This is a genomic window from Mesorhizobium sp. M1169 (assembly GCF_040318345.1).
GTDB lineage: Bacteria > Pseudomonadota > Alphaproteobacteria > Rhizobiales > Rhizobiaceae > Mesorhizobium.
On the sequence record NZ_JAMYME010000002.1, the window covers coordinates 210,990 to 228,787 of the forward strand.

Genomic DNA, 17,798 nt, shown 5'->3' on the forward strand with positions numbered 1-17,798 from the left:
TCTGGAGACAACAATGTTCGTGGTTTCGCTGAACTACAAGGTGCCGCTGACCGAGATCGACCGCCTGCAGCAAGCGCATGTCGAGTGGCTGAAGGCCTGCTATGCGCAAGGTATCTTTGTCGCCTCCGGGCCAAAGCGGCCAAGGACCGGCGGCATCATCATCGCGCGTGGTCCACGCGAAGTGCTCGAAGCCAGACTGGCGGACGATCCCTTCGCCAAGGCAGGTGCCGCCGATTACGAAATCACCGAATTCACGGCGAGAATGGCCGCCGCCGCACTGGAAGCCTACAAAGAGGCATGAGCTTCCGCCCGCCGACCCACACACCCTATGACGGCTCGTCGAAACTGTTCACCATCGGGCTGAAGCCGCTCAATCTCGATAGCTGGATCGAGGTCGACGAATATCTGCTGCCCTATCTTGCCGAGAAACGCCGGCTTTATGCGGAAATTCCCGGCAAGGTTTTTGTCGAGGAGCAAACAACGCGCGACGCTCAGCGCGAAGTGCTCGATCTGCTCGGTGCGCATCTGGCGGCGAACTTTCCTGAGACCCACAGGCGTACCGACAATGCGATCGAGGTGATCGGCGGCATCGACAATCTCGAGGGCTCAGGCACCTCAGCTTCTTTCAGCGATGCGCCGCTTGTCGCGGCCTCGTTGCTCGTCCAGGAGGATTTGATCCTGATGCGTCGCGACGAGAGCGGCTGGCGTCTGGCGGCCGGCTCGCTCTGCTTCCCGTCGTCATGGTCGCTGATCGAAAAATTCGGCAAGCCGCTGCAGCAGATCCACGCGCCGGTACCGGGTTTCGGCCCGGGCACACGCCCGGCCGATCTCATCAACCGCATGTTCGACGGCCTCCAGGGCCAAGCCGTCGAGCGCTACAACTGGTCGATCCAGGCGGGCGACGCGCTCTACCATCCGCTCTCCAACCTCGAACGCATCGACCGCGCCAGCAGTCGCCCGTCGAGATTCCCGGATGGCGACATCGACGCCCATGCCTTTATCCGCGTCGAGCGGCAGACGCTGAGAAAGCTCCCCGTTTCGGGCGACGTACTCTTCACCATCCGCATCCATCTCGACCCGCTCGCCGTGCTGGAACGCCACCCCGACCGCGCGGCGCTCGCGGCGTCCTTGGCCGAACAACTTCTGGCGCTGGACGAGGCACAACTCGACTACAAGGGGATGACCGCCGACCGTGACCGGCTGGTGGGAACACTGAAAATGATCGCTGGGGGGAACAATGATCCAGCATCTTAGCAGGCCGGTCACGTTCATGGCCGCGATCCTGGTACTGTCGACAGCAGCCGAGGCGGAGCCGGTGACTTATGCCGGCAAGCTTGGAAAGGCCGATATCGTCGTCGAATTCACCGGCGACCCCGCGGCGCCCGGCGGCCCGCTGGCCGGCCGCTATTTCTACCGCTCGAAGGGCGTTGACATCCCGCTGCAGGCCCGGTCTCAAAGGGGCAGCAAGTTCGAACTGGCCGAGGAGGAGGCATGCGGCGCCGACAATTGCGATGACGGAAAGGCCGCGCCGATTGCCGCCGTGTGGCGCCTGGCCTCATCCAGTAACGGCAAGACCCTTGAAGGCAGCTGGAACGGAAAGAAGGCGCTGCCGCTCAGATTGGAACGGGTCGCAAGTCGGCAAGTGACCGGGAACGAGCCCGGCACCCCGCTCGATCTCTACGATTTCAGCTTCATGAAGTTCTTCGCCAATGACACGCCGCTCACTATGGAAACGTCCCCTTATGACTATCTGCGGATGGACACTCAGCTCGATAACGGCAAGACGACTGGTTGGCCGGACGCAACCTACCGCTATGTCGTCGACCCCCGCACCAGGTTTGCCACGCCGCGCATTGTCGAACTGTCCGGCGACGTTCCGATCGAGGCCGCGAATGCTCTGCTGCAAGAGAGGCACTGGCGCGCAAACATCGGCGCACTGGGCTGCGTGGCGGCGCAATATGCCGGTTTCAACGAAGGCGGGCCAATTGACGGTATGAACGGCGGCACGCTCGGCGGCTATGAGGACAGCACATTCGAAGTGACGTCGCTGACTCCGCGGCTGATGAGCTGGCGGGAGTCCGGCAGCATCTTCTGCGGCGGAGCGCATCCGACCAACTATTCGGACGCCTACATCATGGATGTGCGGCGCGGCGTCCTGCTTGGCCCTCAGGACATTTTCTCGGATACGGTGGATGGCAAGCCCGGTCCTTCCCTGGCCTCCTTCGTCAACCAGCGGCGCAAGAAACCGATCGATCAGACCGATATCGATCACGAAGCCGAATGCGGCATGGACGATCTCATCGGCGAATATCTAGCGGTCAGCCTCTGGCGTGAGGGCGACAAGCAGGTTCTGGTTTTCGGGCTCCAGACCCTGCCGCATGCCATCCAGGCCTGCGCCGACGATCTGCTGGAACTGCCGGTCTCCGAGGCACGTGACCTCTTCAAGCCTGCATTCGCAAGACTGGTCGAGCCGTAGCCGGGATGGCGCGGCGTGAGGCCGGCCGTCCGCTTTTCGCTTTATTGTGACAATGATCTATGGTTTGTCGCGCCGCGGCCAAGCCGCTGTTCCGAAGCGTTTTTTGAGGGAGTAATCGATAAATGGCGAATGAAAACTGGCCCGTTTACGGTGAGATCACCGGCCCTGTAGTGATGATCGGCTTCGGCTCGATCGGACGGGGAACGCTGCCGCTGATCGAGCGCCATTTCAAATTCGACAAGTCGCGCATGACGGTCATCGACCCGCGCGACACCGACCGTAAATTGCTCGACGAGCGCGGCATCACTTTCATGCAGGATGCGGTGACCAAAAACAACTACAAGAAGCTGCTGACACCACTTTTGACCAATGGCGGCGGCCAGGGCTTTTGCGTCAACCTTTCGGTCGACACTTCCTCGCTTGAGCTGATGAAGCTCTGCCGCAAGCTTGGCGTCCTCTATATCGACACGGTGGTCGAACCCTGGCTCGGCTTTTATTTCGACGAGAAGGCCGACAACGCCTCACGCACCAACTATGCGCTGCGCGAGACCGTGCGTACTGAAATCGCGAAGAACCCGGGCGGTACCACGGCGATCTCGTGCTGCGGCGCCAATCCCGGCATGGTCTCGTGGTTCGTCAAGCAGGCACTGGTCAACCTCGCCACAGATCTTGGCCTCGACTTCTCGGAACCCGCGCAGCACGATCGCGAAGGCTGGGCCAGGCTGATGAAGAAGGCCGGCGTCAAGGGCATCCATATCGCCGAGCGCGACACCCAGCGCACCAAGAAGCCCAAGCCGATGAACGTGTTCTGGAACACCTGGTCGGTCGAAGGCTTCATTTCGGAAGGGCTGCAGCCGGCCGAGCTCGGCTGGGGCACGCATGAGGCGTGGATGCCGAAGAACGCCAAAAGCCACAAGAACGGTTCGAAGGCCGCGATCTATCTGGAGCAGCCCGGCGCCAATACACGCGTGCGCACATGGTGTCCGACGCCCGGCCCGCAATACGGTTTCCTGGTGACACACAACGAAGCGATCTCGATCGCCGATTTTTTCACCTTGCGCGGCAAGAAGGGCAAGGTGCAATACCGGCCGACCTGCCATTACGCCTATCATCCCTGCAACGACGCAGTGCTGTCGCTGCACGAGATGTTCGGTGTCGCCGGCAAGGCTCAGCCCGTGCATCACGTGCTCGACGAAAATGAACTGGTCGATGGCGTCGACGAACTCGGCGTGCTGCTCTACGGCCACGCCAAGAACGCCTACTGGTACGGCTCGCAGCTGTCGCTGGCCGAGGCGCGCAAGCTGGCGCCCTATCAGAATGCTACGGGCATGCAGGTCACGTCGGCGGTGCTGGCCGGCATGGTCTGGGCGCTGGAAAATCCCGAGGCCGGCATCGTCGAGGCCGACGAGATGGATTACAAGCGCTGCCTCGACGTGCAGGGCCCCTATCTCGGGCCGGTCAGGAGCTATTATACCGACTGGACACCGCTCGACAATCGGCCTGGTCTGTTTCCCGAGGATCTCGATACCAAAGACCCGTGGCAATTCCGCAACATCCTCGTTCGATAGCAGCGTTGCCTCGACACTCGGCCAGCTTGCAATCGCCCGGAAATCGGGCGATTGAAGAGGGGCGGCCTAGAGCCACGTGCGTCCATTTGGACGCACAAAGTACGCTCTAGCACTTTGAATGTGCGCATCGTGCTTTCCGAAAATCGGATCGATTTTCGGGCCGATGCGAGAGGAGAGGATCTTGAAGATGACGATTGCGCAAAGACTGCTTTCGGCTGGCATTGCCGCGGCCGCTACGGTCGCGTTGGCGGCCTGCACGACAACCGGCCCAGGCGAGCCGCCGGTGATCACGGCCAAGGGGGTTGAAGGCTCCTGGATCGACGCGCAGGGCACGGGCTTGTCCACCTTCAAGGGCGGCAGCTTCGCGACCGTCGCAACCGACACCGGCCAGAAGCTTGCCGATGGCAGCTACACCATGACCGGCGGCACCTCGGTCGAGATTCATGGCACTTCGCTGATCCGCCAGACGCCGATCAGCTTCAACTGCCTGATGGTCTCCACCAGCCAGCTCAATTGCACCAGCGCGAGCGGGCAGAATTTTGTGCTGACCAGGCGCACCTGAAATCCGATTCCGAATTTACTTTGCACAAGGGCGGCGGCTTCAAGCCGCCGTCTTCTTGCGCCGGCAAAGCTGATGCCGATTTCCGCTTGCATCGACTGAAACGCGATGTGAACATAGCCCAAGAGGGCTGTTACATCCCAGTCAAACAAGAGCGTTAAACGCCTCTGGTCAAGTTATCCGGGAGACGAGAATGAAGAAGATTGCTGCCATCGCCGCGCTGTCGGCATCGGCGCTTGGCCTGTCGGCAGGGGTATCCTTTGCCGACTACACGCTCAACATCCTGCACATCAACGACTGGCACAGCCGCATCGAGAGCAACAACAAGTACGAATCGACCTGCTCGGCCGAGGAGGAGACCAAGGGCGAATGCGTCGGCGGTGCCGCCCGCCTGGTCACCGCGATTGCGCAGGAGCGCAAGAAGCTGGAGGGCCAGAACGTGCTGCTGCTCAGCGCCGGCGACAATTTCCAGGGCTCGCTCTTCTACACGACCTACAAAGGCAAGACCGAAGGCGAATTCCTCAACCAGATGAAATTCGATGCCGAGGCTCTCGGCAACCATGAGTTCGACGATGGCGAGTCGGCGCTGGCGCCGTTTCTCGACATGATCCAGTTTCCGGTGCTCGGCGCCAATGTGAAGGCCAATGCGCAATCCAAGCTCGGCGACCGCGTCAAGCCGTCGATCGTGGTCGAGGTCGGCGGCCAGAAGATCGGGATCGTCGGAGCGGTCACCAACGACACGCCGGAGCTTGCCACCCCTGGCCCGAACATTGCCATTGAAGATGACGTCAAGTCGATCACCGCTGAGGTCGAGAAACTGAAGCGAGAGGGCGTCAACAAGATCATCGCGGTCACCCATATCGGCTACAAGCGCGAGCGCGACGTGATCGCCAAGATCCCGGGCATCGACGTGGTGGTCGGCGGCCACAGCCATTCGCTGCTGTCCAACACCGACCCCAAGGCGGAAGGCCCGTATCCGACGATGGTCGACAATCCGGACGGTTACAAAGTGCCGGTCGTGCAGGCGGCGTCCTATTCGAAATATCTCGGCGAGTTCAAGGTCGTGTTCGACGACAACGGCGTCGTCAAGGAGGCAAGCGGGGATCCCATCCATCTCGACAAATCGATCACGCCCGACCCCGCCGTGCTTGCCCGCATCAAGGAACTCGGCGCGCCGATCGAGGCCTTGAAGAACAAGGAAGTCGCCGAGACCACCAAGGCGATCGACGGCAGTCGCGAAAACTGCCGCGCCCGCGAATGCGAGATGGGCAATCTGGTCTCCGACGCCGTCCTCGACCGGGTCAAGGGCCAAGGTGTCGAGATCGTCATCTCGAATGGCGGCGGCTTGCGCGCCTCCATCGACCAGGGCACCGTCACCATGGGCGAGGTTCTCACCGTCCTGCCGTTTCAGAACACGCTGGCGACCTTCCAGATCTCCGGCAAGGATTTGGTTGCCGGCCTCGAAAGCGGCCTCAGCCAGGTCGAGGACGGCGCCGGGCGCTTCCCGCAGGTTGCCGGCCTGAAATATGCGTTCGACAAATCGGCGCCGCCTAACGGACGCGTCAAATCGGTCGAGGTCATGGAAGGCGGCGCCTGGACGCCGATTAAGCCGGACAAGGATTACCTGGTCGCCACCAACAACTATGTCCGCCAGGGCGGCGACGGCTACAAGGTGTTCGCCGAGAAGGCCAAGAACGCCTATGATTACGGCCCGGGGCTGGAACAGGTCGTCGCCGACTACCTAGGCGCGCACCGGCCCTATACGCCGAAGCTCGACGGCCGCATCACCGAGATCGCCGCGACCGTGGCCCCGGCCGCAGAACCTGCCAACCCTGCCGAACCGCCAAAACCTGCTGAGGCTGCGCCGGCAAAGCCAGTTGAGCCGGCAATGCCCGAAATGCCGGCCGGCTCCGGCGACATTTCCAAGACGCCGCCGGCCGTCCCGGCTGAAACAGCGCCGGCACCCGCACCCGCCGAGCCGGCCCAGCCGGCGGCACCTGCGGCTCCGGCCACACCGGCTCCGGTGACCCCTGCTCCGGCTGAGCCGGCACCGGCCGAAAGCAGCCATGTAATCGTCGCCGGCGATACCTATTGGGATCTCGCGGTGAAGGCTTATGGCGACGGCACCAAATGGAAAATAATCTCCGATGCCAACAATGCCTACGAGCCACGCCGCCTTCCGGTCGGCGCAACCTTGACGATCCCGGCGGCCTCGAAGTAATCCGGCCGCAGGAACGCAATGCACCCGCCCGGCAGACCGGGCGGGTGTTGCATTTCTGGGATAAGGTGCGGCCAGACGCAGCATTTGAAAACCGGCGCGGCATCGCTACTTTCGCCGCGGCACCGTTGGTTCGCGGTGTTGGAGAACCTCATGACGCTTGCCAACCCTGCTGAAATCAAAGCCGAGCAGACTGCCGCCTCGCCGTCGGCAGGGCGCCCTCTGGTCAGGACCGGCAAGGTCGGTGTCATGCTGATCAATCTCGGCACCCCGGACGGCACCGGGTTCAAGCCGATGTGGCGCTACCTCCGGGAGTTCCTGTCCGATCCGCGCGTCATCGAGCTCAACAAGGCGATCTGGTATCCGATCCTCTACGGCGTGGTCCTCACCACCCGGCCGAAGAAATCAGGGGCCAACTATGCCAGGATATGGAACCGGGAGCGCAACGAGTCGCCGCTGCGAACCTACACCCGCGCCCAGGCCGAGAAGCTCGGGCTCGCGCTCGGCGAGCTACCCAATGTCGTCGTCGACTGGGCGATGCGCTACGGCAACCCTTCGACCGAGAGCGTGGCCGAGAGACTGGTCGAGCAAGGCTGCGACCGCATCCTGTCTTTCCCGCTCTATCCGCAATATTCGGCGACGACGACTGCGACTGCCAACGACCAGCTGTTTCGCGCGCTGATGAAGATGCGCCGCGCCCCGGCCATTCGCAGCGTGCCACCCTATTACAACGAGCCGGCCTATATCGAGGCGCTCGCCCGTTCGATTGAAAAGCATCTGGCTAGCCTCGACTTCGAACCGGAAATTGTCATCGCTTCCTATCACGGCATTCCGAAACCCTATTCCGACAAGGGCGACCCCTACCAGGCCCATTGCCTCGAGACGACCCGACTGCTGCGCGAAAAGCTCGGCTGGGATGAAAACAAGCTGATTACCACCTTCCAGTCGCGCTTCGGCGCGCAGGAGTGGCTGCAGCCCTACACCGACAAGACGGTCGAAAGACTAGGGCGCGAAGGCGTGAAATCGGTCGCCATCGTCAATCCAGGATTTTCCGTCGACTGCATCGAGACGCTGGACGAGATCGGCAGGGAAGCGTCCGAGACCTTCCATCATGCCGGCGGCGAAAAGTTCGCACACATCCCTTGCCTCAACGACAGCGCCGAGGGCATGGCGGTAATCGAGGCGATGGTGCGGCGCGAGCTGTCCGGCTGGGCCTGAACAGATCACCCGTCTATGCACCCGCAATCCGTGATCACCTGATTGTAACATTGCTGAAACACACTTAAGTGTTTGATGGGAATCGGTCGCGTGGAATATCCAACATGGCCGGCCTTTGAGGGGAGAGCCAAATGGGTTTCAGTGGTTTTGATATCGCGCTTCTTGTTCTTGTCGCCCTTGTCGTGCTGGTGCTTATCAAGGGCATCCGAACAATTCCGCAAGGCTATAATTATACCGTCGAACGTTTTGGCCGTTACACCAAGACATTGAACCCAGGCCTCAACCTGATCGTGCCTTTCGTCGACCGTGTCGGCGCCAAGATGAACATGATGGAGCAGGTGCTCGACGTTCCGACGCAGGAGATCATCACCCGCGACAATGCCACCGTTGCCGTCGATGGCATCGCCTTCTATCAGGTGCTCAACGCGGCGCAGGCCGCCTACCAGGTCTCCGGCCTGCAGAATGCGATTCTCAATCTCACGATGACCAACATCCGCACCGTGATGGGCTCGATGGACCTCGACGAACTTTTGTCGAACCGCGACGCCATCAACGAGCGCCTGCTGCGCGTCGTTGACGAGGCGGCGCATCCCTGGGGCATCAAGATCACTCGTGTCGAGATCAAGGACATCAACCCGCCGGCCAATCTCGTCGAATCGATGGGCCGACAGATGATGGCCGAGCGCAATAAGCGCGCGCAGATCCTCGCCGCCGAAGGCCTCAAGCAATCGCAGATCCTGGAGGCCGAAGGGCGCAAGGAAGCCGCCTTCCGCGATGCCGAGGCGCGCGAGCGCTCGGCCGAGGCTGAAGCACGCGCCACGCAGGTGGTGTCGGAGGCGATTTCCAAAGGCGACGTGCAGGCGCTCAACTACTTCGTCGCGCTGAAATACACCGAAGCGCTGACCAGGATCGGCTCAGCGACAAACAGCAAGCTCGTGCTGATGCCGATGGAGGCCTCATCGCTGATCGGCACGCTCGGCGGTATTGGCGAAATCGCCAAGGAAGTTTTCCGAAGCGAAGGCACCGCCGGTGCCGCACGACAGGCCGCCCGCCCGCCGGTCGTTCGTCCGAGCGAAACCTGAGGCCACAGCCATGCTCGACCGCATTGTTTCCGAACTCGGCCCGTGGAGCTGGATGGTCCTCGGCTTCGTCCTGCTGGTAATGGAGGTCATCGCGCCGGGCATTTTCATGCTGTGGATCGGCATTGCCGCGCTGTTGATCGGCGTCGTCTCACTGCTCATCTGGGATGCCGGTTTCTGGACCTGGCAAGTCCAGGTCCTCGCCTTCCTCGCTCTGTCGCTGGTCTCGGCCTATGTCGGCAAGCGGCTGGTGGGCGGGCGCCATGATGAAACCGACCAGCCCCTGCTCAACCGTCGCGGCGCACAGATGGTCGGCCGGACGGCGACCCTTGCCGAGCCGATCAAGGACGGGCGCGGCCGCATAAAGCTGGGCGACACGTTGTGGCGCGTCTCCGGCCCTGACCTGCCGGCCGGCACGCAAGTGCGCGTGACGGGCGCCGCTGATACCGACCTGGAACTGACGGTCGAGGCGGTCTAGAAGCCCGCTAGGCAGCACCGATGCGCAGCAGGTCGTGCAGATGGACGAGCCCGATCGGCCGCCTGCCTTCGACCACCATCAGGCTGGTGATAGCCGAGTCGTTGATTGTCTGCAGCGCCGTCGCAACAAGCGTGTCGGGCGAAGCCATTTTCGGCTCTCTGGTCATCACCTGATCGACGCTCATTGCCAGGAGATCGCTGCCGATATGGCGCCTGATGTCGCCATCGGTGATGATGCCGATCAGCTTGCCGTCCGCGGCAGTCACGGCCACGCAGCCAAACCCCTTGCGCGACAATTCGAGGATTGCCTCGCGCATGCCGGTACCTGACGACACCAGCGGCAGCCTGTCGCCGACATGCATGATCTCGCGGATCTGCGTCAGGTTGGCTCCGAGCTGGCCGCCGGGATGGAACGTGCGGAAATGGTCCGGGGTGAAGCCGCGTGCCTCGAGCAGCGCGATGGCCAGCGCATCGCCCATCACCATTTGCAATAGTGTCGAGGTCGTCGGCGCAAGCCCGTGCGGGCAGGCTTCCGGTGCTCGCGGCAGCAGAAGCACAACGTCGGCCGCGCGCGCCAGAGCCGATTTTTCACCCGCGGTGACCGCGACCAGCGGGATCGAGAAGCGCCTCGAATAGGCGATGATGCCCTTGAGCTCAAGGCTTTCGCCCGACCACGAAAGCGCGATTATGGCGTCGTTTCTGGCGATCATGCCAAGGTCGCCGTGATTGGCTTCGGCAGGGTGGACGAAAAAGGCCGGCGTGCCGGTCGAGGCGAGCGTTGCGGCGATCTTCGAGCCGATATGGCCGCTTTTGCCAACCCCGGTGACGATGACGCGGCCATCGATCTGCGACACCATGCCGACGGCTCGTGCGAACGGCTCGGCCAGCCCGTTTTCGAGAGCGTCTGCCAGTGCCGCGACGCCGGCCTGCTCCGTCGCCACGGTTCTCAGCGCCGAGGCAATCGCGGCCTGCCCGTCATGCCGCTTCCTGTCTGGGGATTTCACGTTCATGGACGATGCGATTAGCGCTTCGGCGCGCGCCTGTCCAACGGAATTGCCGTGCCGAACCTCCTGATGGGCCATGCCTCAACGCTCCGTTAACCATCCCCATTTACGGTTTCGTAAGTATGGCGCGCGTGCGCCGCGCAAGCAGTGGTGCCGATGTCCGGGTTTCAGCCTCAAAACAAAATGGGACGAAAGGGCAAGGCGGTCTGCGCTTTGCTGCTGGCAACCAGTGTCTTTGCGTTGTCGCGGCCGGCACTGCTTTGCGCCCAGGAAACCGAGCTGCGCGGCGAGGTTTCGGAATCGACAATCCTGGACGAACAGCAGTACAAGATCAGGCAATCGAGCATAGCCGGAACCCAAGCCGCGCAGGCTGCTGCAACCGCCAACGACAATACGCCGCTGCCTACCTATCGCCCGGCCAGCCAAGGGGCGTTGCCTGACGACGGCACGGGCGAGGCGGCCACAACCGGCGGCACTTTCGATCAACCAGCGGCCAGCGGCGACCCATTTCCCGACAACCCTGCTCCGCCACCCCGACGGCGGCCAAGCGCGACGCCACGCGCCGCCAATGCGGCCAACGCCGAAGACGAGACCGCTGACAGCCAGAAGCGCAAGAGAGCCGCGACTGCAGCCGCGGCGGCGACCGATGACACCGATACCGCCGCTATAGACGAGCAGGATACGGTCAACCGCCGTGCCGTCACCATCGATTCCGCCGAGAGGCTCAGGCTCGACCCCGGTGCCGAGCGCACCGAAGCCATCGAAGGCCAGAACAAAAAGAACGAGGACGACCCGTTCGCCGCCACCGGCATCAAGCTCGGCTCTTTCGTAATCCGGCCGACGCTCGAGCAAGGCCTGACGTCTTCGACAAACGCCGATTCGAGCAGCCTCGGCAAGCCGGCCTTGCTGTCGGAAACGACACTGCGCTTCAACGCCGTCTCCGACTGGAGGGAGAATTCGGCGACGGTTGAGGGCTATGGCATCTTCCGCGAAACCTTGTCCGGCTATGACATTCACGAGGCGCAAGGCCGCGTCGACGGCACACTCAACATCGATCTCGACGATGATCTGCGCGCCATCGCCAAGCTGGGCTATGAGGCCGTGCCCGAATCGGCCTCGGCGCCGGACGCGGTCGTCGGCGCCGTTGGCCAGCCGGTGCGCCAGACCATGAACGGCAGTCTCGCCGTCGAGAAGGATGCCGGCAAGATGCGCTTCGCGCTGACCGGCGCGATCGAGCACGACATCTTTGGCGACGCCAAGCTTTCGTCGGGCGGATCGCTGTCGCAGAAGGGCCGCGACTCGACGCTCTACACGGCCATTTTGCGTACCGGTTACGAGATCTCGCCTGCCATCACCCCGTTCACCGAAATCGAGATCGGCCGGCGCGCTTATGATTTGCGCGTCGATCCAAACGGCTTCCAGCGCTCCTCGACCAGGCTTGGCGCACGGGCCGGCGTCGAGCTCGATCTCCGCGAGAAGCTTACCGGCGAGTTCTCGGTCGGCTGGCTGCGCGAAGCTATCGACGACGATGCCCTGCCGGCTATTTCGGGCGCGACGGTCAATGCCGATCTCAAATGGTCGCCGGAACGCGGCACCACGATCGGGCTCACCGCACAGACGACCGCCGAGAACACGACGAATGCGGGCGAAAGCGGCGACATGCTCTATTCCGGCAGCCTCACCGGCGAGCGGCAGATCCGCGCCAACCTGACCGGAAATGCCGCTCTCGGCCTCGAATGGCGCGACTATACCGGCTCCGACGATCATGATTTGACGCTGAGCGCCGAGGCTGGGCTGACGTGGTGGCTGAACCGCTACACCGGGCTCACCACCCGCGCCAGGACTGAAAAACTGACCAGCAACCTGATTGGGCGCGACTACACGGCCAACAGTATCTTCGTCGGCTTGAAGTTGCAGCGCTAAATGCATGTCGCGCAAAAGTGTGCAGCGGTTTTGCGATAACGACTTGCCTAAAACAAGAACCTAAAGCGCGTCGCATGAGGCCGGTCGAACGCGGCGCGCTTTAGCCGATCAGCGCGGCAACCGGTGTTGAAACTACAAGGCTATGCCGCGGCGTTCTGACGGCGCGAGTTCGTCGAGAAGCGTGCGAATGACACCGGCCATGCTCGCATTCATGTCTCTGCGCCACAGTGCGAAGGCAACGTTGGCCTCGACGAAGCCTTCGGGCGAGCCGCAGTCGAACGTCCGCCCGCGGTAGTGGTAGCCGTAGAAGGGCTGTTGCTTCTGCAGCTTCAGCATTGCATCGGTGAGCTGGATCTCGTTGCCGGCGCCTTTTTCCTGACCTTCGAGTATCTTGAATATCTCCGGCTGCAGGATATAGCGCCCGTTGATGTAGAGGTTCGACGGCTCCGTGCCGGTCTTCGGCTTTTCCACCATGCCGGTGATGCGGAAACCGTGATGCGCGTCCTCGCCGCGGCCGACAATGCCGTATTTGTGCGCCTCGGCCGGATCGCATTCCTGCACGGCGACGATGTTGTTGCCGGTCTCGGCGTAAAGCTCGACCATGTCCTTCATGCAGCTTTTTTCCGACTGCATGATCATGTCGGGCAATAGCAGCGCAAAGGGCTCGTCGCCGACGAGCTCGCGCGCGCACCAGACGGCGTGGCCAAGGCCGAGCGGTACCTGCTGGCGGGTGAAGCTGGTCTGCCCCGGCGCCGGTTGCAGCCGCTGCAGGCGGGCGAGCTGGTCGTCCTTGCCGCGCTGCGCAAGCGTGTCGTAGAGCTCGAACTGGACATCGAAGTGATCCTCGATGACCGCCTTGTTGCGGCCGGTCACGAAGATGAAATGCTCGATCCCGGCATCGCGCGCCTCATCGACCACATACTGGATGACCGGCCTGTCGACGACCGTCAGCATTTCCTTGGGAATGGCCTTGGTAGCAGGGAGAAAGCGCGTGCCGAGACCGGCAACCGGGAACACTGCCTTGCGAACTCTCTTCATGTGCCAATTATCCATTTGCATGCCTGTTCGGCAATCCCGATTCGAGACATTTTCATGCCGAAATCGAGGATTACTGAACGGCGGGTCCTAAATCTCAGCTGGTAAAGCATTGACGCATCTTTTCACCCCGCACGGCACCTATGGTAAACCAAATGCTAACCGGGTTCGGCGATGAATAGTCTTCCTGAGATGAAGAAGGAGGAAAAGATGTCCGTTCGCAACGCCGCAAGGCGCTTCACCAGCGTCCTGACGGCCGCCAGCCTCTCGCTTGCTTTGCTCATGCCCAGCGGGCCGGCTTTTGCCGATGCCGGCTTCCGCCAATGGGTCGCCAGCTTCCGTGCTACCGCCGTGGCGAGCGGCGTTTCCGGCTCCGTCTACGACCAGGCATTCAAGGGCATCAACGATGCTGACCCGGTGGTACTGGAAAAGGCCCGTACTCAACCCGAATTCACCGCACCCGCCTGGGATTATTTCGACAACCGCGTCCATGACCAGTCGGTCGCCGTCGGCCAGCAGATGGCAAGGAAATGGAAGCCTTGGCTGGACAGGATCGAGGCAAGATACGGCGTCGACCGCTACATCCTGCTGGCCATCTGGTCTATGGAATCGAACTACGGCGAAACCCTCAAGCGCGATGATATCATGCGCAATGTCGTGCGCTCGCTGGCGACGCTTGGTTATGCCGATCCGAAGCGAGCGAAATTTGCCCGCACCCAGCTGATCGCGGCGCTGAAGATCCTGCAGACCGGCGACATCGACGAAAGCCATCTCAGCGGCTCATGGGCCGGCGCGATGGGCCATACCCAGTTCATCCCCACCAGCTACCAGTCCTATGCGGTCGATATGGACGGCAACGGCAAGCGCGACATCTGGAATTCGATTCCCGACGCACTGGCGACAGCCGCCAATTTGCTGAGGAAGAACGGCTGGCAGGCAGGCAAGACCTGGGGTTATGAGGTCAGCCTTCCGGACGGCAAGAAGCTGCCCGGAGGCTCGAAGTCGCTGTCGCAATGGCAGGCGCTGGGGGTCAGCCGTGCCAACGGCAAGCCGTTCAAGAACGGTGCGGACAAAGCGACGTTGAAGCTGCCCGGCGGCAGCGGCGGGCCGGCTTTCCTGATGATCAAGAATTTCTCGGTCATCAAGCGTTACAACAATGCCGACAAATATGCGCTCGCCGTGGGCCTTCTTGCCGACGAAATTGCCGGCTATGGCGGGCTTGTGCAGGACTGGAAGCGACCGTTTACCAAGCTCTCCTTCGAGGAAAGGCAGGAGCTTCAGAAGCGACTTTCCGAGCACGGCTATTACGACGGCAAGTTCGACGGCAAGATCGGTGACGGATCGAAAACCGCCATCATGGCCTTCCAAGCAAAGGCTGGCTTGACCCAGGACGGGTATCCGAGCAAGGAAGTGCTCAAATGGCTCAGGCAGAACTAGAGCCGGTTGCGGGATGGAGAGGGTGATTGGTTTCGGCTGCGCGCATCCGGTTAATCGTTCGTCGCGTGCCGATCCTCGTTCTGGCGATCGCCGTTCTGGCGGTCGGCGGCGCCAGTGCCTTTCATACCGCGGCCATGGCGCAGGAGCCGGAAAGTCGTGGCTGGTCGCTGCGCGACCTGTTGTTTCCGCGCAGAAGCGAGCGGTTTGAGCAGCCGCCGCCCGAATTCCAGAGAGAATTCCAGAGAACAAAGCCCAGGCCCAAGCTGAGAAAGCCCCGGTCAGTTAGCCGGCCGCCGCCGGCCGAGCCGACAACCCCAGTAGTCGAGAAGGCGCCGGATGCACGCGTCGTTCTGGTGGTCGGCGATTTCATGGCGTCTGGGCTGGCTGAGGGGCTCGACGCCGCCTTTGCCGAAAACACTGGCGTCAGGATCGTCGTCCGTGCCAACGGATCGTCCGGCTTCGTGCGTGACGATGTCTACAACTGGCCAGAACAGGTCAAGTCGCTGATCGCTGCCGAAAAACCGGCAGCCGTCGTCGTCATGCTCGGATCCAACGACCGGCAGCAGATGCGCGTCGGCGATGTACGCGAGCAGCCGCGATCCGAAAACTGGACCAAGGAATACGAGCGCCGGACCGATGCGTTCGGCAAGGCCATCGCCGCAACCAAGGTGCCGTATCTGTGGGTCGGCATGCCGGCCTTCCGGGTCTCGAAAATGACCTCCGACATGCTGGCCTTCAACGACATCTTCCGCTCGTCCGCCGAAAGCCACGGCGGCGAATTCGTCGACGTCTGGGACGGGTTCGTCGACGAGAACGGCGCCTTCATCACCAGCGGACCGGACATCAACGGCCAATCGGTGCGCCTGCGCTCCGACGACGGCATCAACATGTCGAAGGCCGGCAAGCGCAAGCTCGCCTTCTATACCGAAAAGCCGCTGATGAAGATCCTGGGGCTGGCCGCGCCGGGAAGCGTGGTGACGGCTTCTGCCCCGGCCGGCGCTCCCGTCGAGGCGCCGGCACCTGCCGCGGCACCGATAGCTGTCGATCGCACCGTGCCGATGCTGCTCAGCGATCCGGCGCTGGACGGCGGCTCGGAACTTCTCGGCGCCGCCCCGCCGGCAAAAGCTGACAAGAATTTGCCGGGCGAAAGGCTGATCGTCGAGGGCAAGGCGCCCGACGCCTCACCGGGCCGCGCCGACGATTTCTCCTGGCCGCCCAAGACACAGCCTGCGACGGCGGCCGCATCCGATGCGACGACGGCGATCCGCCAGTAAACAGAACCTCTTCGGAACGGGCTCAGCGCGGCAGCACGCTCGATCCCATCAGCGCCTCGTCGATGGCGCGCGCCGCCTGGCGACCCTCGCGGATCGCCCAGACGACCAGCGACTGGCCGCGCCGCACGTCGCCCGCCGCATAGAGCCTTTCGACGCTGGTCCTGTAGTCCCGGTCATTGGCCTCGACATTCTTCGAACGGCGGCTGTCGGTGACGATCTTCATCTGCCCGTCGAGTTCCGAGATCGGCCCGCGAGCGGCTGGCCCGGCAAAGCCGATGGCGATGAACGCGAGATCGGCGCGGATGACGAATTCCGTGCCCGCGATCGGCTTGCGCTTTTCGTCGACCTCGCAGCATTTGACCCCGGTCAGCTGGCCGTCTTCGCCGATGAATTCAAGCGTCGCCACCTGGAATTCGCGCTCGGCGCCTTCGGCCTGCGACGATGACGTGCGCATCTTGGTCGCCCAGTAGGGCCAGACCGACAGCTTGTCCTCCTTTTCCGGCGGCTGCGGCCGGATGTCGAGCTGGGTGACGCGTACCGCGCCCTGGCGGAAGGCGGTGCCGACGCAGTCTGAGGCAGTGTCGCCGCCGCCGACGACGACGACGTGCTGGCCGCCGGCGACGATCGGGCGCGACGGCCATGCCACCGACTGGATCGGCTCGCCGCCGATACGCTTGTTCTGCTGCACCAGATACGGCATGGCGTCGTGCACGCCGTCGAGATCGTCGCCCGGGATGTTGGCCGGGCGCGGCGTTTCGGAGCCGCCGCAATAGAGCACGGCGTCATATTCGGCGAGCAGTTCGGCGACCGGCTTGTCGACGCCGACATTGACGCCGCAATGGAAGCTGACACCTTCGCCCTGCATCTGCTCGATGCGCCGGTCGATATAATGCTTCTCGATCTTGAAATCGGGGATGCCGTAGCGCATCAGCCCGCCCGGCCGGCTCTCGCGCTCATAGACGTGAACGTCATGGCCGGCGCGGCCGAGTTGCTGGGCAGCCGCCATGCCTGCCGGCCCCGAGCCGATGATCGCGACGCGCTTGCCGGTCTTCCGTTCCGGCGGATAGGGCCGGATGTGGCCGGTTTCATAGGCTTTGTCGGCAATGGCCTGCTCGATGGTCTTGATGGCGACCGGAATATCCTCGAGGTTCAGCGTGCAGGCTTCCTCGCAAGGTGCGGGGCAGATGCGGCCGGTAAATTCCGGAAAATTGTTGGTCGAATGCAGGTTGCGGATCGCGTTTTCCCAGTCGCCATTGTAGACGAGGTCGTTCCAGTCCGGGATCTGGTTGTGGATCGGGCAGCCGGTCGGTCCATGGCAATAAGGAATGCCGCAATCCATGCACCGCGCGGCCTGTTTCTCGACCTCCTTGTCCGACATCGGCAGCGTGAACTCGCGGAAATGCCGGATGCGGTCGGAAGCCGGCTGGTACTTGTGCACCTGCCGGTCGATCTCGAGAAACCCTGTTACCTTGCCCATAGTCCAGTCCCTGCTGTCCGGAAGGCACGCCTGGCGACGCACCCGTTAACCTC

15 protein-coding genes are annotated in these 17,798 nt (G+C 62.7%); 12 read left to right on the forward strand and 3 right to left on the reverse strand.

Annotated elements, in window-relative coordinates; translation table 11 throughout:
• Nucleotides 1-13: 13 nt before the first annotated feature.
• From NKH41_RS02830 to NKH41_RS02870, 9 genes are all read left to right on the forward strand, one after another.
• Complete coding sequence (locus tag NKH41_RS02830) at nucleotides 14-301, forward strand: YciI family protein (RefSeq protein ID WP_352469536.1); 288 nt, start codon at nucleotides 14-16, stop codon at nucleotides 299-301.
• On the forward strand, nucleotides 298-1,254 hold the full coding sequence (locus tag NKH41_RS02835; RefSeq protein WP_352469535.1) for a heme-dependent oxidative N-demethylase family protein: 957 nt from the start codon (nucleotides 298-300) through the stop codon (nucleotides 1,252-1,254). The genes NKH41_RS02830 and NKH41_RS02835 overlap by 4 nt, the downstream gene beginning before the upstream one ends.
• Nucleotides 1,238-2,476: a hypothetical protein gene (locus NKH41_RS02840; protein WP_352767134.1), complete on the forward strand. Its 1,239-nt coding sequence runs from the start codon at nucleotides 1,238-1,240 to the stop codon at nucleotides 2,474-2,476. Before NKH41_RS02835 ends, NKH41_RS02840 begins: the two co-directional genes overlap by 17 nt.
• A gap of 122 nt (nucleotides 2,477-2,598) precedes the next feature.
• On the forward strand, nucleotides 2,599-4,044 hold the full coding sequence (locus tag NKH41_RS02845) for a homospermidine synthase (protein ID WP_352742062.1): 1,446 nt from the start codon (nucleotides 2,599-2,601) through the stop codon (nucleotides 4,042-4,044).
• A 187-nt stretch (nucleotides 4,045-4,231) separates the two neighbouring features.
• On the forward strand, nucleotides 4,232-4,606 hold the full coding sequence (omp10, locus tag NKH41_RS02850; protein WP_023720183.1) for an outer membrane lipoprotein Omp10: 375 nt from the start codon (nucleotides 4,232-4,234) through the stop codon (nucleotides 4,604-4,606).
• Nucleotides 4,607-4,796: 190 nt separating this feature from the next.
• Complete coding sequence (locus NKH41_RS02855) at nucleotides 4,797-6,824, forward strand: 5'-nucleotidase C-terminal domain-containing protein (protein ID WP_352767132.1); 2,028 nt, start codon at nucleotides 4,797-4,799, stop codon at nucleotides 6,822-6,824.
• Between the two features lie 150 nt (nucleotides 6,825-6,974).
• The gene (gene hemH / locus NKH41_RS02860; RefSeq protein WP_352767130.1) at nucleotides 6,975-8,039 is read left to right on the forward strand and encodes a ferrochelatase; all 1,065 of its coding nucleotides are present in this window, start codon (nucleotides 6,975-6,977) and stop codon (nucleotides 8,037-8,039) included.
• A 131-nt stretch (nucleotides 8,040-8,170) separates the two neighbouring features.
• Nucleotides 8,171-9,121 carry an SPFH domain-containing protein gene (locus NKH41_RS02865; RefSeq protein WP_352539357.1) on the forward strand — a complete coding sequence of 317 codons (951 nt, stop codon included), beginning with the start codon at nucleotides 8,171-8,173 and terminating at the stop codon, nucleotides 9,119-9,121.
• Between the two features lie 10 nt (nucleotides 9,122-9,131).
• On the forward strand, nucleotides 9,132-9,596 hold the full coding sequence (locus NKH41_RS02870; protein ID WP_352454064.1) for an NfeD family protein: 465 nt from the start codon (nucleotides 9,132-9,134) through the stop codon (nucleotides 9,594-9,596).
• Between the two features lie 7 nt (nucleotides 9,597-9,603).
• Here NKH41_RS02870 and NKH41_RS02875 read toward each other — a convergent pair whose 3' ends face one another.
• Nucleotides 9,604-10,605, reverse strand: coding sequence for a KpsF/GutQ family sugar-phosphate isomerase (locus tag NKH41_RS02875; RefSeq protein ID WP_352777220.1), 1,002 nt, complete (start codon nucleotides 10,603-10,605; stop codon nucleotides 9,604-9,606).
• 177 nt (nucleotides 10,606-10,782) lie between these two features.
• On the opposite strand from NKH41_RS02875, the gene NKH41_RS02880 reads away from it, so the two are divergent.
• Nucleotides 10,783-12,522 carry an outer membrane beta-barrel protein gene (locus NKH41_RS02880; protein ID WP_502895623.1) on the forward strand — a complete coding sequence of 580 codons (1,740 nt, stop codon included), beginning with the start codon at nucleotides 10,783-10,785 and terminating at the stop codon, nucleotides 12,520-12,522.
• Between the two features lie 132 nt (nucleotides 12,523-12,654).
• On the opposite strand, the gene galU is transcribed toward NKH41_RS02880, so the two are convergent.
• A complete protein-coding gene (gene galU / locus NKH41_RS02885; protein WP_352469528.1) occupies nucleotides 12,655-13,560 on the reverse strand; it encodes a UTP--glucose-1-phosphate uridylyltransferase GalU in 906 nt (301 codons plus the stop codon).
• A gap of 207 nt (nucleotides 13,561-13,767) precedes the next feature.
• Here galU and NKH41_RS02890 point away from each other — a divergent pair, with 207 nt between their 5' ends.
• Both NKH41_RS02890 and NKH41_RS02895 read left to right on the forward strand, forming a co-directional pair.
• Nucleotides 13,768-14,994, forward strand: coding sequence for a lytic murein transglycosylase (locus NKH41_RS02890; RefSeq protein WP_352564889.1), 1,227 nt, complete (start codon nucleotides 13,768-13,770; stop codon nucleotides 14,992-14,994).
• 26 nt (nucleotides 14,995-15,020) lie between these two features.
• Entirely contained in the window at nucleotides 15,021-16,268 is a 1,248-nt protein-coding gene (locus tag NKH41_RS02895) for an SGNH/GDSL hydrolase family protein (protein ID WP_352932051.1), read from the forward strand.
• A 22-nt stretch (nucleotides 16,269-16,290) separates the two neighbouring features.
• Here the strand turns inward: NKH41_RS02895 and NKH41_RS02900 are convergent, their stop codons facing one another.
• Nucleotides 16,291-17,745, reverse strand: coding sequence for a glutamate synthase subunit beta (locus NKH41_RS02900; protein WP_352469525.1), 1,455 nt, complete (start codon nucleotides 17,743-17,745; stop codon nucleotides 16,291-16,293).
• Nucleotides 17,746-17,798: the final 53 nt, after the last annotated feature.